At 39.8% G+C, this 25,900-nt stretch carries 13 protein-coding genes; all 13 read right to left on the bottom strand.

The annotated features are described in order from the left end of the window. Positions 1 to 53: 53 nt before the first annotated feature. The 13 genes from LNQ34_RS01850 to LNQ34_RS01790 all read right to left on the bottom strand — a co-directional run bounded on the left by LNQ34_RS01850 (position 54) and on the right by LNQ34_RS01790 (position 25,330). Positions 54 to 434, bottom strand: a complete 381-nt coding sequence (locus tag LNQ34_RS01850; RefSeq protein WP_202702404.1) for a DUF5367 family protein — start codon at positions 432 to 434, stop codon at positions 54 to 56. Positions 435 to 550: 116 nt separating this feature from the next. After that, positions 551 to 1,378 (bottom strand): SDR family oxidoreductase, encoded by an 828-nt coding sequence (locus LNQ34_RS01845; RefSeq protein WP_229998490.1) that lies wholly within the window; start codon positions 1,376 to 1,378, stop codon positions 551 to 553. Positions 1,379 to 1,449: 71 nt separating this feature from the next. Continuing rightward, positions 1,450 to 2,328 (bottom strand): helix-turn-helix domain-containing protein, encoded by an 879-nt coding sequence (locus tag LNQ34_RS01840; RefSeq protein ID WP_229998489.1) that lies wholly within the window; start codon positions 2,326 to 2,328, stop codon positions 1,450 to 1,452. Between the two features lie 776 nt (positions 2,329 to 3,104). Next, on the bottom strand, positions 3,105 to 5,033 hold the full coding sequence (gene nagB, locus LNQ34_RS01835) for a glucosamine-6-phosphate deaminase (RefSeq protein ID WP_229998488.1): 1,929 nt from the start codon (positions 5,031 to 5,033) through the stop codon (positions 3,105 to 3,107). A 46-nt stretch (positions 5,034 to 5,079) separates the two neighbouring features. Further along, a complete protein-coding gene (locus LNQ34_RS01830; RefSeq protein ID WP_202702409.1) occupies positions 5,080 to 5,874 on the bottom strand; it encodes a gluconate 5-dehydrogenase in 795 nt (264 codons plus the stop codon). A gap of 222 nt (positions 5,875 to 6,096) precedes the next feature. Beyond that, positions 6,097 to 7,227, bottom strand: a complete 1,131-nt coding sequence (locus tag LNQ34_RS01825) for a BT3233 family polysaccharide utilization protein (protein WP_229998487.1) — start codon at positions 7,225 to 7,227, stop codon at positions 6,097 to 6,099. A 253-nt stretch (positions 7,228 to 7,480) separates the two neighbouring features. Next, positions 7,481 to 11,524 (bottom strand): hybrid sensor histidine kinase/response regulator transcription factor, encoded by a 4,044-nt coding sequence (locus LNQ34_RS01820; RefSeq protein WP_229998486.1) that lies wholly within the window; start codon positions 11,522 to 11,524, stop codon positions 7,481 to 7,483. A 165-nt stretch (positions 11,525 to 11,689) separates the two neighbouring features. Beyond that, positions 11,690 to 14,368, bottom strand: a complete 2,679-nt coding sequence (locus LNQ34_RS01815) for a DUF4962 domain-containing protein (protein ID WP_229998485.1) — start codon at positions 14,366 to 14,368, stop codon at positions 11,690 to 11,692. Between the two features lie 12 nt (positions 14,369 to 14,380). Then, the gene (locus LNQ34_RS01810) at positions 14,381 to 17,071 is read right to left on the bottom strand and encodes a DUF4962 domain-containing protein (protein WP_229998484.1); all 2,691 of its coding nucleotides are present in this window, start codon (positions 17,069 to 17,071) and stop codon (positions 14,381 to 14,383) included. A gap of 13 nt (positions 17,072 to 17,084) precedes the next feature. Further along, positions 17,085 to 18,464: a sulfatase family protein gene (locus tag LNQ34_RS01805; protein WP_229998483.1), complete on the bottom strand. Its 1,380-nt coding sequence runs from the start codon at positions 18,462 to 18,464 to the stop codon at positions 17,085 to 17,087. Between the two features lie 559 nt (positions 18,465 to 19,023). Then, positions 19,024 to 19,989 (bottom strand): ROK family protein, encoded by a 966-nt coding sequence (locus LNQ34_RS01800; RefSeq protein WP_229998482.1) that lies wholly within the window; start codon positions 19,987 to 19,989, stop codon positions 19,024 to 19,026. Between the two features lie 285 nt (positions 19,990 to 20,274). Further along, entirely contained in the window at positions 20,275 to 22,161 is a 1,887-nt protein-coding gene (locus tag LNQ34_RS01795; protein WP_229998481.1) for a RagB/SusD family nutrient uptake outer membrane protein, read from the bottom strand. Between the two features lie 16 nt (positions 22,162 to 22,177). Continuing rightward, positions 22,178 to 25,330, bottom strand: coding sequence for a SusC/RagA family TonB-linked outer membrane protein (locus LNQ34_RS01790; protein WP_229998480.1), 3,153 nt, complete (start codon positions 25,328 to 25,330; stop codon positions 22,178 to 22,180). Positions 25,331 to 25,900 lie beyond the last annotated feature (570 nt).

The following is a 25,900-nucleotide window of genomic DNA, read 5'->3' as shown; positions in this document are numbered from 1 at the left end:
TTTGAAACAATACTATCTGTTCTTTGTTGCACTGCTAAACCGGAAGTGGATGATTAAGTTTTAATTTTTCTCTTCCAATACAGATACACCGAAAAAGCGTTTATAACAGCCAGTGCCCATAAAATGGGACTGGTGAAAAAGCTCTCATAACTTCTTCCTTCGGGAATTTCAACAAAAGGAACGGTTATCAAAACGTCCAAAAACAATGCTGTTCCCGACATTACTATTCCAAGCGTAAGACCATTGGTGTTGTATTTTTTCTGATAATAGAATTTTGCGCCAATGATGGCATAAAAAATAATAAATACCATAACGATTGCGGCTTGTATTAGAAAATAATCTTTGAGAAGGGAAGTATTACCTAAAAGATAAAAAGAAAAACTAACGCACAACCAAACTATAAATCCTGAAAATATTCCTCTGCTATATTTCATAATCTTATATCAATTTTACTTATATTTTAGTCCAATGTTTTCCGATATAATGCCGATGTAATATGAAAATAGTACAATGCAATTGGACTATATTGAATATACAATCGGTATTAGTTTTAAGAGTTCCAGATTTTGGTCTTGGCAGTTTCTTTTGCGTAGGCGGAAAAATCTTTTGCTTTTCTGCCCAAAATGTTTTCTATATCTGAAGTGATACTCGAATTTCGTCCATCCAAAACCTGTTCAAAAAGATAGTTGATGAGCCAAATATGATCTTCCGGAACCTGATATTCCTGCAAAAGCTGATTGTATTGTTCTAACGATAGTCCCTGAAAGGTAATATTTCGACCACTGGCTTCGGCAATTTCATTTACGGCTTGTTGGAACGTCAGTAACCTTGGACCGGTTAATTCATACGTTTGTCCGTTGTGTTTGTCTTCTAAAAGAGCGGCCGTAACCACATCGGCAATATCATCGGCATCGGTAAAAGGTTCCAGTGCTTCTGCCCTTGGTAAGGCCACTATTCCGGCTAATATCGGATCTAAAAAGAAACTTTCACTAAAGTTCTGATTGAACCAGCTGGCACGAATAATGGTCCAGTTTTTGGCAGCCGATTTAACGATTTCCTCACAAAGCTGTGCTTCTTTTTCTCCTCTTCCCGAAAGTAAAACCATTTTTTGTACACCCAATTTTGTGGCAAGACCAGTAAAATTCTGAATAGTTTCTACCGCTGAAGGAATGGCTAAGTCTGGTTGAAAAGTAATATAAACGGTATCGATATCCTGAAGGACAGCTGCCCAGGTTTCCGGTTTTTCCCAATCGAAAGGTAGTTTTTCATTTCGGGAACCCAAACGAACTTCAATACCTTCAATTTGTTCTAATCTTTCGGCTACTCTGCGTCCTGTTTTTCCATTGGAACCCAGAACTAAAATTTTTGTATTTTTCATATCAGTTTTTTTTAAAGGATTACTGATACAAAGTTGTTGAGATTAAAACAGATTCATTTGTCGTAAAAGAATTATGATTTGTTTGAAAAGAATTGCTGTCGAACTTCATTTGGGCGCCTACCAAATTTTTTATGAAAGGCATTCGAAAACGAACTCAGACTGTCATAACCCACCTCCCAGGCCGATTCCTGAACTGTTTTTTCGTTGTCACGCAACAGTTCGTAAGCTTTGTGCAGTCTTTCTTCCTGAACGAATTTGAAAACAGGAATGCCAAAAAGTTCTTTAAAATTCTTTTTGAGTTTGTTACTGTTCAAGCCTACCATTTGCGATAATTGTGTGATCGATGGCGGTTTTGAATAGCTGTTGGTTACAATTTCTTTTGCTTTGAAAAGTTTGTTTTTATCAATTTCCGAAAGATCAATTTTGGTACCTGTTGCGAGCAACGCATAGAAGTGAGCCAAAAGTTCGTTGACCTGACTTCTTAAAAACAGTAATCTCGTATTGCCGGTGTAGGTGGTATTGAAAATCTTTTGAACCGCTACCTGCATCTCCAAAGTCATATAAAAGGAAGGCCCCTGAACAAAATGTTCCTGCGGATTTAATAATTCCGGAAGATAATTTTCAAAAATTTCTTTCTCGGCCTGAGGCAGGGAATGTAAATGTTTTGGTTTGGTGAAGATGCTGATGGACTGTAGTGGTTTATCTGGTTCTATTTTATGAGAGAACCCGACCTTTTGATTGCCAAAAAAACAAATGGCGAGTCCGGTTGTATTGGTCAGGTATTTAGTCTGATTGTTGTGTTTGATTTCCAGTTCAACATTTCCGGAGCCATAAAAGGCAAAGCCAACAGCATCTCCGTCGATTTCACATTGCTGTATGAAAGGTTTTGAGGTGTTGGATTGTTCGATTAAAACAATAAAATCATTTAATTCTATAATGTCTGTTGTCATTGGTTTTTAAGGATTTGACTCGAAATTGTCTGAAAAGTTACCATTTATTTTTAATATGTGCCATTCCTACGGAATTCAAATGCCGTGGTATCATTTTATTCAACGGATTAAAATCCGTTGTTACAATATCGGTCGTTCCTCCGGAACTTTAGGGCGAGAGCCTTTGGCTCGGCCAATTTTGTAGGGATGGATTTTAATCCATGTAGAATAGATCGGCTGGAAGAATTGAATTCCGTAGGAATGACCTATGCTAATGGATATAATATGTGCCATTCCTACGGAATTCAAAATCGTGTAATATCATTTTGTTCAACGGATTAAAATCCGTTGTTACAATATGAGTCGTTCCTTCGGAACTTTGCGGAATTTTGATGATGGGTACTTTTTATTTTCGATGGATTAAAATCCGTTGTTACAATATGGAGCGTTCCTTCGGAACTTTATGGGATTTTGGTGATGTGTTTGTTTTTTTTTGAACGATTAACATCTGTTGTTACGACATAGACGGTTCTTCGGAACTATTGGGAGAGAGCCCTCGGCTCGACCAATTTTGTAGCAACGGATTTTAATCCGTTGAATAAAAAATTATCATAACAATTGAATTCCGGAGGAATGGCGCATATTAAAAACGCCAATCTACACATTCCAAAACATTGCCTGAATTTTAAAACAAAAAAACCTTCCCAAAAAATAATTTGAGAAGGCTCCTTTTTAAGTAGTCGATCTTGCAACCGACCCACTTTTAAACAAAATAAAGATATAATTGAATTAGTAAGCTAAAATTCCCAGCGCACAAAAGCTTCCATTGCGGCATAACGTGACAAACCTAACTGATTGTACAATTGAGCTGTTTCGCTATTTCGGTCTTCGGCTCTTTGCCAAAATTCTCTGGCATCGGTACCCTGAAAAACAACACCGTCTTTTTGCGACTGATGTTTGAAAATTCCGTGGCGTTTTGCGAGTACTTGATCAGGACTCATGGGTACGGCCATTTCGACCTCATCGATTCCCCATTCCTGCCAGGCACCCCGGTAGAGCCACACCCAGCAATCGTTCATAAAAGGTTTTGGCTTTAGTGTTTTTACAGCTTCAAAGATCGCATCCAGGCATACTTTATGCGTTCCGTGCGGATCGGCTAAATCTCCTGCCGCATAGATTTGATGCGGTTTGATTTTTTCGATTAAATCAATAGTCAGTTGGATATCCTCACAGCCCAAAGGTTTTTTTTCAATCGCTCCGGTTTCGTAAAAAGGAAGTTCCATAAAATGAATCTGTTCTTCCGGTAAACCTACAAATTGACTGGTGGCGCGTGCTTCTCCTTTTCGGATCAGTCCTTTTAAATAGCGAACTTCCGGAATATCAATTTCACTGGCTTTTTTGTTTTTTAAAAAGTGTTCCGCTTTTTTGCAGATGGTTTCAGCTTCGATACTTTGAATTTTAAATTTGTCATTGTAATCACAGACAAATTTGGCAAATCTCAAGGCTTCATCATCGGCAACGGCAATATTTCCGGAGGTTTGATAGGCCACATGTACCTCGTGTCCCTGTTCCTGTAAACGCATAAAAGTTCCACCCATACTGATAATATCATCATCAGGATGTGGACTAAAAAGCAATACTTTTTTTCGGACTGGTTCTGCTCTTTCCGGGCGATGGGTGTCGTCAGCATTTGGTTTACCTCCCGGCCAACCCGTGATTGTATTTTGAAGTTTATTAAAAATCCTGATGTTAATGTCGTATGCCGGACCTGAATCGGCCAGTAAATCGCTCATCCCGTTTTCAATATAGTCGGCATCGGTAAGCATCAAAATTGGTTTTTTTAAATCGAGCGCCAGTCCTAAAACTGCTTTTCGGATCAGTTTATCGGTCCAGATGATTTTTTCAACCAGCCAGGGTCTGTTGATACGCGTTAGTTTTGAGGATGCTTCTTTGTCCAGTACAAAAACAACCTGGTTGTGTTCCTGTAAAAACGAAGCGGGAATTTGATTGGTGACTTCTCCTTCAACCGATTTTTTTATGATATTGGATTTTCCTTCTCCCCAGGCCATTAAAATAACCTGTTTGGCTTCCATTATTTTTTTGACTCCAAGTGTAATGGCGGTTCGGGGGGTATTACTCAATCCGGAAAAGTCTCCGCTGGCTGCTACTCTGGTAATGTGATCCAGTGCTACCAGACGTGTTTTGGAGTTTTGTAGCGATCCCGATTCGTTAAATCCAATATGACCGTTTCCGCCGATTCCAAGAATTTGCAGATCGATTCCGCCCAAAGCTTCAATTTTAGCTTCATATTCGTGGCAGTAATCCGCGATTTCTTCTTTGGATAGTTTTCCGTTGGGAATGTGGTAGTTTTCAGGTAAGATGTCTATTTGATCCAGCAACAATTCTTTCATAAATCGAACATAACTGTTAACCGAATCCGGTTCCATCGGATAGTATTCGTCGAGATTGAAAGTAATTACGTTTTTGAAACTTAACCCATCTTCTTTGTGCAAACGGACCAGTTCGGTATACAATCCTTTTGGAGAAGAGCCGGTTGCCAAGCCTAATACACAAGATTCGTTGTTTTTTTGTTTGGATTGAATAAGTGCCGCAATTTGCTGAGCGACTGCTTTAGAGGCTTCCGTTGAATTTTCGAAAACAACCGTATTGATGTTTTCGAATCGTTTTTCGAAACCCGTTGCTTTATCGATGTTACTTTTTATCATTTTAGTTTAGTTTTGACCTTTTAAGATAGTATCCAAAGAAAAAGTATTAGTCTTCGTTTGAAGGTTTTCCTATGGTTGCCAATATTCCGCCGTCAACATACACAATATGACCGTTTACAAAATCACTTGCTTTTGAGCTTAAAAAGATGGCGGCTCCCTGTAAATCGTCCGGATCTCCCCAACGTCCTGCGGGAGTTCTTCCCATAATAAATTCATTAAACGGATGCCCGTTTACTCTGATAGGTGCTGTTTGGCTAGTGGCAAAATAACCCGGCCCAATTCCGTTGGTCTGAATGTTAAATTTAGCCCATTCGGTGGCCATATTTTTGGTCAGCATTTTAAGTCCACCTTTTGCAGCAGCGTAAGCGCTTACAGAGTCTCTTCCCAGCTCGCTCATCATTGAACACATGTTGATGATTTTTCCTCCTCCGCGTGTGATCATGCCTTTTGCCACATTTTTTGAAACAATAAAAGGACCGGTCAGATCTACTTTTACTACCGCTTCAAAATCGGCAACTTCCATTTCTATAATGGGAGTTCTTTTGATAATTCCGGCATTATTGATTAAAATATCGATTGGTCCCACTTCAGCCTCTATTTTGCTGATAGCGGCAATTACAGCAGCTTCATCTGTTACATCAAACAGGTATCCGAAAGCCTCAATTCCTTCTGATTTGTATTCAGCGATTGCATGATCAACAGCTTCTTGCGAAGAATGATCGTTTACTACAATTTTTGCCCCTGCATGTCCCAGCCCTTTGGCCATTGCCATTCCTAGACCATGAACTCCTCCCGTAATGAGTGCTGTTTTTCCCGTTAAATCAAATAAGTTAATTGACATTTTTTGTTTGTTTTTGGTGATTAGTAATTTTAATTTGTTATTGTCTTGTTCGTTTATTTAACCACATAGAAACATCGATTTTTTGAAAGTAAAAGGATACTAAAGAGACCCCCCATTTCTATCTCATAGTTCTTTGTCTTTTATTCCGGGTGAAACGTTTTTGATACGTCACATAAATCCTGTTTCTATGCGTTAAAAAATGTAGGTAAAGTTGTTTTATGACTATTTTACATTGACCGTTAATGGATTTTTAAGCTCTTCATTAAAATGATCGAGGTAATTGAACCATTGTCTGGCCGAAGTAATTTTTCCGGCCTTGTCCCAGGCTGCGCCAGTATAGTAGACAAGAGGTTCGTTGCTTTTGACGGTGGTTTGGGTAAGTAATTGTTCTTTGGTTACCCACATGGCATTTGCGGGTGTCGTTAAGATTGATGCCACTCCGGTAGTACCTTCTTTATCAAAAGTGGGTTCCCAATACCCCATAATACCTTGTTGTTCGTTTAAAGAAAGAACTCCGGCTTTCGCTCGTTTGATAATTCCAACTACAACCGGTAAAGGGTTTTTATCCTCGAATGTATACGTGTTCTCTATTCGGTTGAGCTGTGAACCGGCATCTATAGAAATAATTTTAGTGGCTTTAACGGGTATTCCACCGGCATTCCAGAGGTCATATGTCAGTTGAAAAGTGGTGCGGAGAGGTCCATTGTCTAAAATTTTCCATTGGTGGTAATTGCCCGAATATCGGATGGTATCTTTTACGTACGGAGCCATATTTCCTGCACCTAAAGTGTGTCCTACGTGATAATAATCCAATCCGTCGCCATGGTCGATATGATAGTCGTTGCGTTTGTAGCGATCGTTGAGGACGAGTTTATCGGTTCGTTTTACCCAAACATCATAACCGTACGCATCACCTTCAGTTTTTTCAAGAGCCTTTCCATAGGCACGGAAGGCAATTTTATCATTTTCCCAGGCAAAATCGTCCAGACGTTCCGGTACATAACGGGCATAGGTTTTGACAGCAAAGGCTTCCGGTTTTCCTTTTTGAACGGTAAGATTCAGAGAGGCTTTGGCTTTTAAATCAATTTGGACCAATAAATTTTGAACGGCAGCATTCCCGCGATGTTCTAACTGATACGGAATTTGCTTTTTGGTGAGGGTATTCAATACGACAAAGTTTGCGGTGTCAATTTGCGGACAGGAGGAAAGTACCGATTTCCAAGGGATGGCTACAACCGTTTCTTTGCGATCCAGAGCCGAACTATTGTGAAGGATTATTGTTGCTTTTGTTTGTGCAATTGTAGTGACCGGCAAAATAAAAGTCAGTATAAGAAGGAGTTTCATTATTTTCATAAAGGGGTATTTTAATTTTTAAACGTTGATTTGGGATTGGCATTTTTTTCAGAAAAACAGTTCCGTAAAGGCATAGTTCGAGCCTTCCTGTTCCAAAATGACTGTTTCATCTGGATTGGATTCTGATTTTCAAAACTGAAATTCGGAATGAGCTAAGGCTTTTTAAGGCCTTATTTTAGCTGATGTCTAACGCAATAGTGTCAGAATTTTATAAAGTTTTTTTTGCATGGTATGGTAGTTTGTGTCGTTTAAATTATTCTTGTGTATCGTCGATTTTTGCTAAATATTCACTGGGCATACAGCCATAATGCTGCTTAAAGGCGGTAGAAAAATAAGAAGGCGAGTTGAATCCGCACATATAAGTGATTTGTGCAATCGTATAGCGTTTGCTCTGCATCAATTCGACCGCTTTTTTAAATCGGATTCGTTTGATAAAATCCATAGCCGATTCTCCGGTAATGGCTTTTAATTTTAAATACAGATTCGATCGGCTCATGCCAATTTCCCGGCTAAACTGGTCCACTGAAAATTCAGAATTGGCTAAATGATCTTCAACAATACGAATGGCCTGTTTTAGAAACTCCTCATCCAGCGTATTAAAAGCAATATTTTCCGGAACCATTTCTTTTCCAACCGCATAATATTCTTTCAGTCTTTTTCGGGAGCGCAACAGATTGGTGATTTTTGCGGCGAGTAAAGGTGTCGAAAACGGTTTGGTAATATAATCATCGGCACCCATTTCGAGTCCTTTTATCTGCTGGCTGGTTTCGGTTCTTGCCGTTAAAAGCATTAACGGAATGTGCGAGGTGTTAATGTTTTGTTTGACGCGTTTGCAAAAGTGTAAACCATCCAGTTCGGGCATCATCACGTCGCTAATGATCAGGTCATAAGGCTGAATTTCCAGAAGTTCCAATGCCATTTGTCCGTTATGAGCTACGGTGACCTCGTATATTTTACTGAAATAGTCCTGCAGATAATCTAAAATTTCTTTGTTGTCGTCGACGATCAGAAGCTTAACCGGTTGATTTTTTTCGATGATTTCATTTTCTTCCGGCAGTAAAGCGTCTTCATTTTCAAGGTCGTTGTCGGACAGGATTGCGAGGTCATAAGCAGATTCCTCCACATGCTGATCGTTTTTATAAACAGCATCCGAAATCGGAATAGTGACCGTAAAACTGCTTCCTTCCTGCATTTTACTTTCGGCAGTAATTTCACCGTGATGCAATTCGACCAGACGTTTGGTAAAGGCCAAACCAACACCCGAACCCAAATTCATTTCGCGATTGTTTACCTGATAAAAACGGTCGAAAACCTTGGATAAATCTTCCGCACTAATTCCGACCCCCGTGTCAGTGACTTTTATTTGTACCGTATCCTTTTTCTGTAATAGTGTGACAGCAATACTTTGGCCGGTTTTAGTATATTTAAAAGCATTGGATAAAAGATTGAAAAGGATTTTTTCCATAGCATCTTTGTCAAAATAAAATGACAATTGCGGCTCTTCAGAATGATAGGTATAGTGAATGCTATTTTTCTCTGAAAGCGGTTTAAAAGACTCAAAAATCTCTTGAGTAAAGTTCACAATATCACCTTTGCCTATTTTTAATTGTCGCGTACCCATTTCGGTTTTTCGGAATTCAAAAAGCTGATCGACCAAATTATACAGTCTTTTGGCATTGATAAACATGAGTTCATGTTTCTTTTTGGAAACTTTATCGGCAAAAGGCATTTTTAAAAGTTCTTCCAAAGGCGCTAAGATCAGGGTTAGTGGTGTTCTTAATTCATGAGAAACATTGGTAAAGAAATCCATTTTAACCTGATTGATGTAGTTTACGCGTTCTTTATCGATTCGTTCCAATTTTAATTGCTGAACGGCTTTTATTCTTTCTTTTATAATTTTAAAACCAATATAGGCTGCGGTACCAATGATGGCGAGCAATAACAATGAAAACCAGATGGTTTTATACCAGGGTGAAAGTATAACAATTTTTAAATTTCGAACAGCACTCATTTCTCCGTTTGGTCCAATGGCTTTGATCTGGAAGTTGTAGTTTCCTGCGGGTAAGTTGCTGTAACTTACTTTAAGCTCATCTGTTCGCTGCCAGTCTTTGTCGATTCCTTCCAGTTTGTAATAATAATAAGTTCGATTGGAAGAAATATAATTAAACGTATTAAAGAAGATGCTGAACTGTTTGTATTCAGGTCCAATTTCTAATTCGCCGGTTTGGTCAATATGTCCTTCAAGTATGTCGGTATCGTCACCGGCGACAACCGTTTTGTTCAATACTTCTAAAGCGGTAAAATTTAATTTTAAAGGAAGTGGCTGCTGTTTTATCAGAGCGGGATAGAAATAGGAAAGCCCTTTGATCCCGCCAAAAAGCAGCATACCGTCTTTGGCTTTACAAAAGGCATAATCGTTGAACTGCTTGTTTTGTAAACCGTCACTTTCGTCAAAAGTCTGTACAGAACCTTTGTCCGGATTAAATTTGATTAAGCCGCTGTTGGTTGAAATCCACAAACTTCCTTCATCGTCCGGAATAATACCGTAAATGGTTTCTTTGACGAAATCTTTTCGCGCTTTAATCGTTTTGAAAGATTCCTGCGTTTCATCATACAAACGTAATCCTTCGCGGGTGCCAATCCAGATTCGGTGTTTTGAATCCTCGGTTACACAGTTTACAATATCGTCGCTTAATTTGCCGTGACCGATAGTGGCAAACAGATTAGTGTCCGGATAAAAAAGGGTGACGCCATTAGTGGTTCCAATCCAGATTCGGTGTTTGCTGTCTTCAAAAAGAAAAGTAATATCATCAGATGCCAGACGTTTTCCGGCTTTGTCTAAATGAAGGTGTGTAAACGATTTTGTTTCGGGATGAAACTGGTCCAATCCCGATCGTGTACCTACCCAGATACGCCCCTTAGAGTCTTTTAATAAGCTGTAAACCAAATCGCCTGCGATCGAGTTGGGATTGTTTTCATCATGGCGAAAACGCTGTGCCAAACCGGTATTGGGGTTGAGTAGATTCAACCCGCCGTTGTGGGTACCAATTAATACATTTCCGTTTGCATCAAATTCGATGGCTTTGATATTGTTGGAACTTAAGCTGTTTGGGTTGTTCTCACTGTTCGAAAAATAACTGATGGTATTGGCATTTTTGTTCCAGTAATTCACGCCTTTGTCATTACTTCCAATCCAGAAATTGCCTTTTGCATCCTGTTTGATTGCGCCAATAACCTCATCATTCAAAGAGGGGTTTCCGGAGTTTTGACTTAACAAATTGAACTTAATATCGCTTTTGTGGTAATAATTTAGACCTCCGTAATATGTTCCCAGCCAGATTCCGTTTTGCTTGTCTTTAAAGAAACAACGAACAGAGTTTTGACTGATGGTGTAAGGCTGTGCTATTTGATGGTAATAGTTGCTGAAAACGTTGGTTTTAGGATTAAAAACAGTAAGCCCTTTAAAAGTGCCGAACCAGATATTTCCTTCGGTATCTTTTCCAACACATCTGATATTGTTATCGACAATACTGTTTGCTCCGGTCGAGTGGAGCAGAGATGTAACCTGACCATTTGCGGCATTGTAACGAATGACACCTTCGCCTTCTGTCGCGACCCACAACTGTTTAGCATCAGCATAAACAGCGTTGATATAAGGTTTTTTGACTCCCAGGTTAATTTTTGTCAGCTGATGCGAATTGGGATTTAGTTTAAACAGACCAACATCGGTTCCCAGAATTATTTGTTTTTGCCAAAGACCGATGTAGGCAATTTTTTTGATTTCGTGTGAAGAAGCATTAAATCGGATGGATGAAAAATTCTGTTCTTCAGGGTTCAGCACAAAAACTTCTCCGGTAATTGAGGTGGCCCAAATCCTGTGGGCAGGGTCTTCTGTGATCGACGAGATGTACCATTCGCCAATAGTTCGCGGAAGCTTGTAATTGGTAAAGCTGTCGGTACTGTAATTGTAAACGCTAATTCCCTGATTACCGCCCACCCATAATTGCCCTTTATGATCGGTAAACAAGCTTCGGATGTAGTACGATTGCAAACTGTTTTTGACATTCCTTACGGGACGATACACTTTAAAACCTTTACTGTCATAACGATTTAGTCCGTCCTGAGTTCCTATCCAGATAAAACCCAGCGTATCTTGTTCAATAGCAAAAACGGAACTTTGCGACAAGCCTTTATCAACCGAAATCGTACGGAAGTATCGATCCTGTACCTGAGCCTGACTTTTAACGGCAAAAAGTATAAGATAGAAAAGCACAGCTAGGGCAATCGTTTTCTTCATGAAAGTTTCAATTTTAATGGTTTGTGTTTGTTTTTGTTTTCTTTTGAAATAATAGCCGTTGTTCAAGGGAATTAAAAAATCTGCTAAATCTGCGTGAAAAAAAAACAGTAGAAATATAGATTTTAAACTCTAAATTTAAAGAAAAAGCAAACGTCTTTTTTGTTTTTAATTTTTGTCGTATTTGGCCACATCCGGTAATTCGTCAACAGCTTCCTGTTTGTTTAGCTTAGTACCATTCATTTCCAGTAAGACCGAACTTCCTTCAATTTTAGGAGAAAATGTTTTACCTTCAAATGTAATGGGTAAACTTCCGTAGCTAAATAATGATTTTGCAGTTTTTCCGGTAATTTGTAAAGCAGCCGGTTTTTCGCCGTCCAATTGTACCTGAATGTCCCAGTCGTCAATCTGAAAATGGGATAAACCGTTGTTGTCTGATCCTGTTTTAATGACTTCTGTTTTACCGTCTTTTACTTGTATAATGGTCAGGTATCTGAATTTTTGTCTGGGTTCAGAAGTGATTCCTGCATGCCATTGGTCTTTAAATTCTTTGATCTGACCTTCGTCGTTGGTTACTTTATTCCAGTTGATAGCGGCTTCATAAAATTTATGGTGTACGGCCATTTTTAGCGGACTATTAGCAAAAACACTGGCGTTTACATTTCCTAAATCGGTTTGTACTGTGAAGTTTTGCTGTTTGGCATTTGCCGAATTTTGCCCTTCAATGGTATAGTACGGACAATGAAACTGAGTCGTCCATTTTACCGGGGTTTTAGCTTCCAGTTCGTCGTATAAAACAATGTACCCGCCTTCTAGCTGCAGCATATGTCTGCGGTACAAGGAGACACCCGATTCTCCGTAACCGTTTGCTTTATTAGGTACTACATTAATTTGTTTGAATCTGTTGAGCCAGAAATCACTTTTTATGTTTCCATAAGCATTGCTGGCATCTCCTAAAGCGTATTGGATGCGTTGACCGGAAATCGCTCTCGGAATCCATCCGTAACCTTCTTCTCCAATTTTTTGGTTCAGACTGTCGGCTAAAATGGTGTTGTATGCTTTAGAAGATCTGTAATCTAAAAGATTGTGTTTGTCGCTGAAATTGCTGTAATAGCCTGTTCCGCCAAAGAGCACTTTCCCTTTATAATTAATCGTAAAGGCATTTTGCGAAGCGTGACCGTGTCCCGAAGAGCCAAACGGACTGCTGAACAAATAGCTGCTCAGGGTTGTATTGGCTTTGGTCAGATCTTCGTGCATGGCTACGACACCCACATCGGCAAATTTTCGAGTTTTAGGGAGTTTTTCGGGCGAGGTTGCTGGTAAGTTTCTATTGGGTTTGTAGTTCAGTAACCTGAAAAATAAGAAATCATCGGTGCCGTGATAGTAGGACGGATAGTCTCTTTTGATTGCACCAACATACCAGTTCAGATAAGGATCATTCATGCGGTAGGTCAAAGCATCTGCAAACCAGGCTTCGCCTTTTACGATGTACGGAATGTTTTCCCACATGTCTCCAATAGCAGTACTTGCCGCACCGTTTGGATGGGTGTAAAGCATATAATACGGTAGATTCTGCATCCACGGTAATTTAAAATAATCAACACCGCTAAAATCACCAAACATTTGAGACAGGTAAATAATCGATTTAAAGTTGACTCTGAAATAGCCGTTTCCTTCATGCCAGCCACCATCGGTAGTGCCCAATACCGGAAAACGTGCCGACCAGACTTCGTATATATAGGTAAGCCATTCTTTGGCTTCAGGGACATCATTAATTACCGCTACGGTTGCAATGGCAAGGTTGCGTAAGGTGATTTGCCAAACGTGGTTGTCGCTTACATGCAGCTCAAAACGATTGGGCAAATGGTCGTAAACTCTTTTGGCTCTGATCGTAATGCTATTTTTTAAGGTTTCTTTTTCCTGAGGAGTTAAAAAAGCATAACCGCTATCGTAAAACCAGCCCAGGGCTTCCAGTACGGCACCACTTGTAAAATCGTCACCTGTTGCCAGGCCGTCAGGATTCATGTTGGCAAGGTTTAAGGCTCTGCGTTTGGCATCTAAAATGAAACGTTTGTCTTTGGTGAGCTGATAGGCGATGCATAAATTGCGAACCGGATTTCCAACAGCATCTCCAAAACCGTGGTACATTCGTTCTACAATAATTTTCTTTTCTAACGGATTTTTGCCTGTGGTATCAATTACTCTTTGTGGTTTTTCTGTTGGAAGAGGAGCCTCCATTAATTTTTCGGCGAAAGCAACAAATTTTTTGGCTTCGGGATTGTCCAGATTGTTGCGGTAAAAATCTTCACCAATTCGGTTCATGTCCCATAAGAGCGGGTGTGCACCTTCGTTTCTTTTAAGGACTTCGCTAATGGGAGGAGCTACTTTTAGGGCAGCATATTGGGCATCAATGACAAAATCGTAAACAGGCGACCAGGTCCATTGACTGCTGCCTTTTAAAGCGTAACCATATTTCCAGTACCATTTTCCGGCTTTTAAAGCCTGATGCAACGGGTAAACTGCCCAACGTTGTTCGGCACTGGTGAACGGGTTTTTAGTGAAGTTTTTGTCGCTTGCGAGCATCACTTTGTAGCGTACATTGCCAATATTCGGATCTTCCGGAATATCACTTCCGCTTTCCATCGGTGTTACCATTTTTTTTCCATTGGTTCCCGGCCAAAGCAGGGCAGGAGCATTGGTGGGTACCGTAATTCCGTTTACAGGATAAGGCCATTCACGTACTCTTGAATGTAATTTTTCGGCGGTGAGCTTAATTTCGGCAGGTTGTTGTGCAAATGCTTTACCGCTTAGAATCAGTAAGATGGAGAAGCTTATTTTTTTTATCATAACAATCATTACTTATTTTTTAAAATCATATTTTGCGACATCTGGTAACTCGTCGATTACTTCTTGTCGGGTTGGTTTGTTATTGGTTATTTCAACAAGCATTGAGCTTCCGCTGGTTTGGTGCTGATAGGTTTTCTTTCCTAGTTTAAGGGAAGAAGTACCGTAATTAAAGGCCGAGTTTAATTTTTCATTTTTAATGTCCAGCATCGGGGCTTCATCACTATTTAATTGTGCAGACAGCTGCCAGTTGCCAAAATTCAGCCGAAGGATTCCATTTTTTAATACTACGGATTTTATGGTGTCTTTAGCTTTGCTATCGATTTGTATGAGGGTCAGAAAGCGCATTTTTTTACTGGATACAGAAGTTATTCCGGCATGCCACTGATTTTTATATTCGAAAACTTTTCCGTCTGCCCCAGTTACTTTGTTCCAGTTTACGGCTGTTTCGGCAAATTGATCATGCACCTGCATTTTAAGGTCATTATGAGCAAAAACACTGGTAGTGACTAAGCCTACATCTGTTTTTACGGTAAAATTCTGCTGTTTATTGCTGACCGTTTTTTGGGATTCGATGGTATAATAGGGCACTTGAAATTGGGTAGTCCATTTTACCGGGTTTTCAGCTTCCAGTTCGTCGTAAATCACAACATAACCTTCTTCTAATTGCAGATAATGTCTGCGATAAAGTGTAATATTTCGTTCTCCATATCCATTTGCTTCATTGGGTACGACATTAATTTTTTCAAAACGATCCAGCCAAAATTCATTGGTGATAGGGCCGTAAGCTTTTGTGGCATCACCAAGCACATATTGAAGGTGTTTTCCTGTAATGAAGCGTGGTGTCCAGCCATAGCCGTCTTCGCCAATTTTCTGTCCGAGACTGTCGGCCAGGATGGTCGAATAGGCTCTGGAACTGCGATAGTCTAAAAGGTTATGACGATCGCTAAAATTACTGTAATAGCCAGTACCTCCAAATATGGTTTTGCCTTTGTAGTTAATCGTAAAAGCATTTTGTGAAGCATGGCCATGTCCGGAAGACCCCATAGGACAGCTAAAAAAATAACTGCTTAAATTTTTAGAGGAATCCGATAAATTTTCATGCATGGCAGTCATCCCAACATCTTGAAACCAACGCGATTTTGGCAGTTCGTTAAATGAAGATTCCCGCAGGTTTCGCTCCGATTTGTAATTTAATAAGCGGTAAAGCAATAAGTCATCTGTTCCTGTAAAATAGTTTGGATAATCTTTTTTAATGGTTGCTACATAAGTATTCAAAAAAGGATTGTTTATTCGATACGTAAGCGCATCGGCAAACCAGGCATCTATTTTAGCGATATTAGGCTCCTTTTCCCACATATCGCCCATAGCCATACAAGATGCTGCCGACGGATGTGTGTAAAGCAAAAAATAGGGAAGGTTTTGCATCCAGGGAAGTTGAAAATAATCGACACCACTCAAATCTCCTAATAATTGCGACAGATAAAGAAAGGACCTGAAATTGACTTTAAAATAGCCGCTGCCTTCATGCCATCCGCCATCAGTATTACTTAAAATAGGGAATCGGGCCGACCAGACTTCATAAATATAAGTCAGCCATTTATTGGCTTCAGGCATTTCATCGACTGTAGCAACAGCGCCTATTGCCAGATTTCGCAACGTAATTTGCCAGATGTGATTGTCGTTGATATTGATTTCAAAGCGATTGGGAAGATGACGGTAAATACGCTCACCTCGTAATTTGATAACAGATTTTAAGAATGTTTTTTCATCCGGACTTAGAAATTCAAATCCGGTATCGTAAAACCATCCAATGGCTTCTAATAAAGCACCTCCTGTAAAATCATCGCGAGTAGCCAGACCGTCAGGATTCATGTTGGCGAGGTTTAGGGCTCTGCGTTTGGCATCCAAAATGAATCTTTTGTCTTTGGTCAACTGATAAGCAATGCAGAGATTGCGTACAGGATTACCCACCATATCTCCAAAACCATGGTACATGGCTTCAATGTTGATTTTTTTCTGAAGTTCAGATTTGCCGGTTGTATCAATGTAGCGTCTCGGTTTTTCTTCAGGAAGTGGTTCGAGCATTAATTTTTCGGCGTAGGCTATAAATTTTTTAGCTTCCGGATTGGACAGGTTTTTCAGGTAAAATTCGTTACCTGTTTTGTTCATATTCCAAAGTCTCGGATGCGGACCACTAACACGCTGTAATACCGTACTGGCTGCTGGTGAAACCGGATTGTTTGCGGCTGTTGCATTAACAATAAAGTTATAGGAAGGCGACCAAACCCAATTTGGTGTGTTTTTCTGACGATAGCCATATTTCCAGTACCACATTCCGGATTTCAAAGGCTGATGTAGTGGATACATGGCCCATTCCTGCTCTTCGCCAGTGATTAAATTTTGTTTAAAATCAGGATCAGAAGCGAGCATTACTTTATAAACCACATCGTGAATTTTTGGATCGATCGCAAAATCATCTCCAATATCTCCCGACAGTACAATTTTTTTTTCGCCATTTGTTCCCGGCCATAACAAAGCCGGTGCATTTGTATGGATCGTTGCCCCATTTGCAGGATAAGGCCATTCTCTTAATCTGCCATGCAGTTTTTCAGCTGTCAGCTGAATGACCGGCGGCCGTTGGCTATAGAGTTGAAGTGTTAGCACACACAGCAATAGTATACATATTTTTTGTTGTGACATCATCTTGTTTGTTGATTTATAAGCCGGATTGAAAAGGGTCTCCGTTCTTTTTGCACCATTCTTTTAAATAGCGACGCAGGGCAATTAGTTGTTTTTTATAGGCCTTGTTTACTGCAAGATTGGTGATTTCTCCCGGATCTGTCGTCAGATTGAAAAGCTGTTCTTTTAAATCGCCTTTATTGTAAACGATATATTTAAAATCTTTAGAAATTACAGCGCGTCCGCTAATGTTTAAAAGTTCTTCGTTATCGGCAAAATCGGTTTCGATAACCAGAGTATCCCGCAGGATTTCGGTTGGATTGGCTATATTTTTACTGATGTCAATTCCTTTCAAATAGGCTGGTTTGGGTACTCCGGTAAAGCCACAGATGGTTGGAATAATGTCGGTACCATTACAAACCAGAAGAGCATCGGTGCGCGGTTTCCATTCGCCTATTTTCGAAATGATAAAAGGTATTTTAGCAGATTCTTCGTAAAGTATTTGTTTCTGATTCCAGCTATGGCCTGCATAGTCGTCGCCATGATCGGCCGTAAAAACGATAATGGTGTTTTTTTCGATATTGTATTTTTTCAAAGAAGCGAGTACCATTTGGATGTAACCATCTACTTTTTCAACTAAGCGATTGTAGGCCCAGCGGTATTGACGCCATTGATCGGCAGTCCAGTTTACAGTAGGGTAGGTTCTGAAGCTTACTTTTTGCTGCTCTCGGACAATTTTAGGTTCATAGTCAGGGATTTTCCAGTTGGCGGGTAAGGGTGGACACTGAGCTGGCGGTGGTGCTTTTTCTAATACATCCATTTTTAAATCTTCGTCTCTGGCCCATTCGCAAATGTCATGCGGATTTAAAAAAGAAGCGACCAAAAGAAAAGGAGTGTTTTTGTTTTCTTTAATGAAGCGGGCACAGAAGGAAGGTGTCGCCGCATCGTTGTAATCCTGAAAATTGGTGTTTTCGATGTATTCAAAACCATGCTGGCTTTTTTTGGCAGTGGGAACCGGAAGGTGCCATTTGCCTACGTAACCGGTTTTGTATCCTCCGTTTTGGAAAATTTTCCCCATCATTAGTAAATCGTCCGGCCATTGACCGTCTTTTTCAGGAGCGTTGCCCACAAAGCCGGTTTCAAAAGGCATTTTCCCGCTCATGATGGCCGTACGCGAAGGGGAACATAAAGGCTGAGCACAATAGGCTTTGGTAAAACGGACTCCGTTTTGAGCGAGTTTGTCCATTGCTGGGGTATGGAGGTCCTTGTTTCCTGCAATACTCATCGCATCGGCAGTTTGCTGATCGGTCATGATGATCAGGATATTTGGTCGTACGGCGGTTTGGGCATTGCCGGAAAAAGGAATAGCCAGTGCGCCCAATAAACAAACAAATTCTATGACTTTTTGAAATATCATATCGGCCTAATTTTTATAGATTACGTTTTGCCTTTTAAATTCTTAAATGCAAAAACGAAGTTAATCATCGGGCTTCAATTGGGGTTTTGAATTTGTTTAAAATGCTATTAATTTTATCTAAAAGCCTTGATGTTCCGGTAAAAGCACAGAAGAGCAAAGTCTTTTGTTCAGATTTTTCGGTGCTTATTTTTTTTGAGGTACATATGTTTCTCTAAGGTATTCTTATTTGCTTGTAGAAAACTTAGCATCAGTGTGGTAAAATTTTTCTCTCGCAGATTGTGCTGATTTTATATGGTTTATAATTCTTTTAACCTGTGGTATTTATTTCAACACATAGATACATAGATTTTCTGGTTGAAGTTAGGACGTTTCACTTTTAATAAAACTCAGGGCACTATGCGAGGGAAATGAGTTTCTTTTATAAATTCTTTACCATTTCACATTTCGTATTTTCCGTAAATAGATGTTTTTATCTGGTAAAACGAACCGCAGCGTTACAAGACGGATGGTTCTGTAACGCTGCGGTTTTAGTAAAAGATTGGTTTGGTAAGAAATCTTTTTATGTTGTGCTGTATTTCAAATCTTTAAATTTTTGAAAAGCATTGGCACAGGCTCCCAGTAATCCGGCTTTGTTGCCTAAATCTGCTGCTACGATGCTGGTATGCGCAAAGGCAACCGGAATAGCAAAGGTTTTAACTCTTTGGGTTAGTTCATCAATGTAAAACTGACCTGCTTCGCTGATACCGCCTCCAATGATTACTTTTTGCGGACTAAAGATGTTGACAAAATTAACAATTCCGGCAGCCAGGTAATCAAAATGATGCTCCATGGTTTTTATCGCATGATTTTCTCCGGCAAGGTATTTATCGATGATGGTTTTGCCGTCAATATTTTCATCTGCAGCCGTATCTTGTGACTGATAGTATTTGATTAATGCCGTAACAGAGGCATAGGTTTCCAGACAGCCACGTCCGCCGCAATTACAGGCGATACCATTTTGTTGAATTACGGTATGGCCCAGTTCTCCACCGCGATTTTTGAAACCGCTATACAAGCCTTTATTAATCATAATGGCACCGCCTATGCCTGTACCAATCGTTAGAAAAACGGCATCGGTACTGTCTTTGGCTGCTCCGTAAATTAATTCGGCAAGTCCCATTAAGTTGGCATCATTATCAATTACAACATGATGTCCGGTTAAATCCTTTAGAATTTTACCCAAGGGCAATTGGTCAAAACCGGGTAAGTTTACGCCACCGCCAATGATCACATCATTTTCAATCAGACCCGGAAAGCCAATTCCGATACCCACAATGGGTTCTTTTAGCTGATCGGTACATTGTGTGATGGCATCTATCATTAAGCGGATGATTTCTTTTTCGGTACGGGCTTCTTTTAAAGATACTATAAACGAAAATAAAATTTCTCCGAGTTCATTCACAACACCACATTTCAGTGAAGTACCACCAATGTCGATTCCAATTGCGTAGGATTTTGACAGTTGTGTATCATTTTTGGTAACCATATTGTTCTTTATTTTTAGTAGTTTTCTTTTCTGTTACAAACAATTAATGCAGAACAAAGTCCTGCATTAACGGTCATAAACTTATTCATTTCTAAATAATGTTGCATCATTTATTTTTAATAATTTGAGTTTTTCAAAATAAACCTCATTATTTAGTGGGGTGTACATGATTTTTTTCACTTAAGTCTTACGCGATTTATTAAAAGTAAAACGCTTTTTTTAGCGGTGTATACTATGGCTCTCTGTGTAAAAAATAATTGCGACACCTTTTTTAGGGCTGTTTGCCTAGTATTTTGGATTCTGACGTGTGATGTTTTTGTTCACGTCTGTTTCATTTTGCGGATAAGGGTACAATTCATGTTTTCCGGCTACAAAATTAGTAATCGCAGGGAAGAAATAAGTCGATCGGATTTGTTTGACCGCGGCACTTGTTTCGATCAGTTTATCCCCTAAGATTCCCCATCGGATCAAGTCGGCTCTTCGCATTCCTTCGCCCGAAAGTTCCCAGGCTCTTTCCTGTTGAACGGCTTTCAGGAAATTGTCTTTGTTCAGACCGGCTGGCAAACTCATTTCGGTTGTGGTTGGTTTGGTCAAGAGTCTTGCGGTTGCAGTTGCTCCGGTACCTTTTCCGTCTGTACTGGTAATGGTTACAGTTGGAACAGTGGTATAACCATCACCGGAACGCAGCATTCCAATAGTATTTACCCCTCCGGCCGAAAGGGTGATTACTGCCGCTGCTGCATCGGTACCTCCACCGCCTGTGATTTGTATTAAAACATTGGCTGCATTGGTATATCCGCTACCTTTTGTTTTTAAGTCAACCGCAATTCGGCTTCCCTGTATGTCGGCACCAAAGGCTCTTTTGCGAACCTGATTGATGGCGTCGTAAGCAATAGTATTAGGACCCTCGTTTAGTTCGTTTTCTACCTCAGCACGCATTAGAAGCAAATCGGAATAACGCATGATTACCCAATTGATGTGGGTATAAACACGTTCCGCCGTTGCATTGGTCTGGTATTCTCTGCTCCATTTACCAACGGTCCATCTTTCGTCCTGATTGGTGGTTAAAAGCGGAAGTTTGTTCCCCAGATTGTTGATGGAGTAGGTGGCAATAGAAAAATCTCTGCGCTGGTCGGCCGCATTAAAACTATTGTAAAATGGTTTTGGAACTAAACATCTCGAAATATTGGATGGATAGAAACCAGCGGCTGTAGCCGGACCGTTGAAGTTTCCTACCCAGGAGGCATTTCCTATGTTTCCTGACGGATTATAGAAAGCAACCTGAAAAATATTCTCTGTAGGTTCTAATACATGCTGACACTGGTTTTTAAATACTTTAGCATAAGACGGGTTTAGTTTATACGGATTTTGTGCCATAACATCATTAATCTGTTGCTGCGCCAGTTTGTAATAGTCTTTATAGTTTGCAGGACGTTTCATCGTTCCGTCTGCACTTAAAGAGTTACCTCCGGCAAAAAGTGCCACTCTGGCCAACATGGCTTTGGCTCCCCATTTGTTGATACGTTCGTCTGTAGGCAGCTGCTCCGGAAGCACAAGCGATGCTTCGGTCATGTCTTTGATGATCTGGGTGTAAATTTCCTGACGGTTTACCAGACCTCCTTTTAGATTGTCTCCAGATTGTGAACTTTTTGTTTTAAAAGGCACGTCTCCCCATAAACGTACAAGTTCTGAATAATAGAAACCACGAAGGAATTTTGCTTCACCCAAGTAGCGGTTTAGCTGTTCTTTTTGGGCAGCATTTCCATTTGAAAAGAGCTCCATTTGAGGAATGCGTTCGATTACTACATTGGCTCTGTCTATTCCTTCATACAATTTACTCCAAACGGTGTAAAACATATTCGTTTGAGAAATTCCCTGATAGTGTGCTATGGTTCTCCAGTCATCAGCACCAATTCCGGTCATTTGTTCGATATCGGTATCAGCATCAAAAACTAAGGAAATGTTCCAACCATAGCTGTCCAGTGACGACATAGATTCGTAAACGCCAAGGGTAGCCATATTGGCTTCGTTTGCATTCGAGAAAAAGTTGGCAGTGGTAAAGTAAGAATAGGGGGTAACTTCCAGTTCTTTTTCGCAGGAATGAAGAGGTAATAAGAGGCAGGCAATACCGGCTGCTATAAGTGTTTTGCGGGAAAATATATTGTTTTTCATCTTTGTAAACTTTAAATTATAGCGAAATATTTAGTCCTGTGATAAACGATTTACTTCTAGGGTAAGCACTAAAATCGACTCCGCGGGTTATGGCATTGTTGAGTACATTTACCTCAGGATCGTAGCCCGAATATTTAGTGAATACGTACAGATTGTAAGCGGTAAAATAAATCCTCAAATTTGAGATTTTAGATTTTTTAAGCCATTCTTTTGGCAAGGTGTACCCGAGACTGATGTTGTTGATTCTTAAAAACGAGCCATCCTCAATAATATCGCTGTACAAACGTCCGGTAGCGTTTCCGTTAAAGGCAGGATTGGTTTTGCCTTCGTTAAGCGCAGCCAGTTCAGTAGGATCAGTTACACGTTGTCCTGCTGCGTTAATGGTTGTCCATCTGTCTGTATAAATCGCCAGTGTGTTTAAGTTGTCGAGATTCAGTCTTGAATTGTTTAATACGTTGGCATTATAAATGTCATTTCCTACCGTAAAATCAAGGAATACGCTCAAATCAATTCCTTTGTAGCTAAAGGTGTTGTTAAGACCTCCTGTATATTTAGGATTGGCATCTCCAATGACAGTTCGGTCTAAATCATTAATTACACCATCCGGTGTACCATTAGGACCGCTGATGTCTTTAAATTTGATAAAACCGGGTTGTGCAACGATATTGTCGCTTACTACACCTGGTTTAAGGGTGTACGTGCTAGTTGTTGCATTGTAATTAAAATCGTTTACCTGATACAATCCGTCTCTTACATAACCGTACATGACGCCCACCGGTTTTCCAACCTGCAAAATGTAGTCGTTTCGATCGGTATAACTATTGGTGATCAACGAATTTTCGCCTTCACTCAAACTTAGTACTTTAGTTTTGTTAAAAGCAATGTTGAAAGTTGTACTCCAGTTAAAACTATTGGTTTTTACGTTTACCGCGTTCAGCGTAAATTCGATTCCGCGATTGGAGGTGGCTCCGATGTTTTGAAATTGTTTTTTGAAACCTGAACTTGCCGGCACACGGGTATTGTACAGTAAATCCTTAGAACGGTTTTCGTATAACTCTGTGGTAAGCGCGATTCTTTGTTTAAAGAAACCAATGTCAAAACCAATGTTAGCCGATTTTGTAGCCTCCCATTTTAAAAAGGGATTTGGAAGATTGTTCTGAAATGCCGTGATATTCATTTGATTGTTCAAAGGATAAGACCCTGAATTAAAAATACCCAAAGCAGCATAATTGGCAATTCGATTATTTCCGGCTTCCCCATAACTCAAACGAAGTTTTAAGTCAGAAAAAGCAGGTAATTTATCCATAAAAGGTTCTTCGATAATTCTCCAGGCAGCTGAAACGGAAGGGAAGTATCCCCACTGATTTTCTGTGCCAAATTTAGAAGACCCGTCTGCTCTTAAAGTGGCAGCCAGTAAATATTTGTTTTTGTACGAGTAGTTGGCTCTTCCAAAAAAAGATATTATTTTATCATCTTCTGCATAGCTTGTCGGAATTCCGGCAATGGTGCCCAGTTGTAGTTTATCCCAGCCCAGATTAACATCAGGAAAAGCGGTAGCCGAAGCAGTAATTCCTTCTGTATAATTGTAGATGTACTCTTGTCCGAGAGAAGCATCAAATTTATGCTTTTTGTTAAAAGTCTTACTGTACGTCAGAACGTTGTTGTAATTTAATCGGGTACCAATATTGTGTGTCACTCCGCCATTGGCACCACCACTTCTGATGGCTTGTATACCTCTTGAATCGTTAAAATATTTGCTCTTCATGCTATTGTCGGTATAACTGATTAATCCACGATAGATTAAGTTTGGCGTGATGTTGTATTGCAGCTGCAAACTCATGTTGATGGCTCTGGTAATGGCCTCTCTTTTTTGACTGTCGATGGTAATCAACGGACTCTGGAATGTTGGAGAATCCTGATTGTCCAACGGATCTACGGTTAAGGTTTTAAGATCTTCATCTGATCCCGTTTTTCCAATGGTCGGCCTGTACTGTAACAAGTTTTGCAGCATACTCAAACGTGCATTTCCACCATCATTTGTTGATAATCCGGTTACTTTTTGATTGGAGTAGTTTACAATTGCGGTAACCGTAACCTTTTTGCTGATCGAATTGGTTACGTTTAGTTTTGCGATATTTTTTACCGATCCGCTTCCCAGCATAATGCCCTGATCGTTATTCACCGAGTAGAAGGCATTGTATTTGGTATCATTTTCACCTCCGCTGATGCTTAGCTTGTGGTATTGACTTTCCACGGCATTTCCAAAAACCTCATCCTGCCAGTTGATGCCTTGTCGGTCTTTGTAAAGGCCTTCAAGCTGATCATAAGTTCCAAAAGCACTCACAAACTTCTGCATTCTGGCATCATCAGTCGCTGATTCATAAAGTAATTGGGTGTATTGGTAAGGATTCATCACCGGAAGGGTTTTGGCAATAGTCTTGATCCCGGCATAAGTGTCATAACTTAAAGTGAGTTTTCCTCCCTTTGCTTTTTTGGTGGTTACCAGTACAACTCCGTTAGCGCCTTGGGCACCATAAATAGAAGTTGAAGAAGCATCTTTTAGTACATCGATTGATTCAATATCCATCGGATCTAAAAAGCTTAATCCTCCGGTTTGAGCTACACCGTCAACGACATACAAAGGTTCATTACTTTGAGTAATCGAAGTTCCGCCCCTAATTCTAAGGGACGGTTCAGATCCGGGTGTACCGTCGGACATGGTCACCTGCATACCGGCAATACGGCCTTGTAATGCCTGTGCCACATTTTGAACCGGAATTTTAGCGAGTTCCTGTCCCTTAACAGAAGAGATGGCTCCTGTAAGATCTTTTCTCGCTTTGGTTCCGTACCCTACTACAACTACCTCATCCAGATTATTGGCGTCATCGAGTAATTTAGTATTGATAAGCGTTCTGTTTTTAACAGGTTCTTCTTTAGTTTTAGTTCCGATGAACGAAAAAACTAAAATAGCATTTGATTTTACCTTAATTTGATAATCACCGTCCATAGCAGTAACAGTGGTGTTTTTGGTTCCTTTTTCAGAAACAGTTGCTCCCGGCATAGGCATGTTCTGAGCATCGGTTACCACCCCTTTTACAGTAATAATATCCTGCCCGTACATCACTTTGCAGGTGGTAAGCAGCAAAAATAAAAATAGAGTCCTTTTCATAATTTTTTTTAAACCGGAATAAGGGCAACCTTACTTCCTAAATTGATGTTATATAAGTTGATATCTGGTCTTGCTGCATAATTAGAAACCACTCTTCTGAATCATTTATCTTCTTCTTATTATTGCGTGACCGAAATTCCGAATTACTGTTGTAATAAGTTTGAGATCGACTGCCGTTTGACATTATTGTTTAACCAATCGCTTCATTATTTTTAATGGACGAAAATTATAACAATTTATTAACTGAGGAAATTCGCAGAGGAATTTTCCGCCTGACAATTAAAAATAGATTCTGTAGTTGCTGGTTCATTTTTTTGGAATTGGTCATGTTTTTTTTGATTTAATAAAAACAAATATATAAATCGACTATAGAGGACAGTTTTGAAAATGTCCAAATTGCTATTGATTTTGATTAATTGTACTTTTAAAACCCTTTGAAATCCTTGTGAAATCAAGGTTTTATAGCATTTTTGAGATTTTGTTTTCAGCAGGAAAGTGCTGTTTTTACTGCGCTGTTTTGAAATAATTTGTGTTGGGCAAAAGTTAAATTAAATGGAATAACAGATTAAC

The organism is Flavobacterium lipolyticum, from assembly GCF_020905335.1.
In the GTDB taxonomy this organism is placed as follows: domain Bacteria; phylum Bacteroidota; class Bacteroidia; order Flavobacteriales; family Flavobacteriaceae; genus Flavobacterium; species Flavobacterium lipolyticum.
Note: the sequence above shows the minus strand (reverse complement) of the source record. Positions and strands in the feature narration are given on the sequence as shown.

Excerpts from the sequence above, each read along its gene's own strand:
- LNQ34_RS01850 (WP_202702404.1), bottom strand. The coding sequence starts at position 434 with ATGAAATATAGCAGAGGAATATTTTCAGGATTTATAGTTTGGTTGTGC.
- LNQ34_RS01845 (WP_229998490.1), bottom strand. The coding sequence starts at position 1,378 with ATGAAAAATACAAAAATTTTAGTTCTGGGTTCCAATGGAAAAACAGGA.
- LNQ34_RS01840 (WP_229998489.1), bottom strand. The coding sequence starts at position 2,328 with ATGACAACAGACATTATAGAATTAAATGATTTTATTGTTTTAATCGAA.
- nagB (WP_229998488.1), bottom strand. The coding sequence starts at position 5,033 with ATGATAAAAAGTAACATCGATAAAGCAACGGGTTTCGAAAAACGATTC.
- LNQ34_RS01830 (WP_202702409.1), bottom strand. The coding sequence starts at position 5,874 with ATGTCAATTAACTTATTTGATTTAACGGGAAAAACAGCACTCATTACG.
- LNQ34_RS01825 (WP_229998487.1), bottom strand. The coding sequence starts at position 7,227 with ATGAAAATAATGAAACTCCTTCTTATACTGACTTTTATTTTGCCGGTC.
- LNQ34_RS01820 (WP_229998486.1), bottom strand. The coding sequence starts at position 11,524 with ATGAAGAAAACGATTGCCCTAGCTGTGCTTTTCTATCTTATACTTTTT.
- LNQ34_RS01815 (WP_229998485.1), bottom strand. The coding sequence starts at position 14,368 with ATGATAAAAAAAATAAGCTTCTCCATCTTACTGATTCTAAGCGGTAAA.
- LNQ34_RS01810 (WP_229998484.1), bottom strand. The coding sequence starts at position 17,071 with ATGATGTCACAACAAAAAATATGTATACTATTGCTGTGTGTGCTAACA.
- LNQ34_RS01805 (WP_229998483.1), bottom strand. The coding sequence starts at position 18,464 with ATGATATTTCAAAAAGTCATAGAATTTGTTTGTTTATTGGGCGCACTG.
- LNQ34_RS01800 (WP_229998482.1), bottom strand. The coding sequence starts at position 19,989 with ATGGTTACCAAAAATGATACACAACTGTCAAAATCCTACGCAATTGGA.
- LNQ34_RS01795 (WP_229998481.1), bottom strand. The coding sequence starts at position 22,161 with ATGAAAAACAATATATTTTCCCGCAAAACACTTATAGCAGCCGGTATT.
- LNQ34_RS01790 (WP_229998480.1), bottom strand. The coding sequence starts at position 25,330 with ATGAAAAGGACTCTATTTTTATTTTTGCTGCTTACCACCTGCAAAGTG.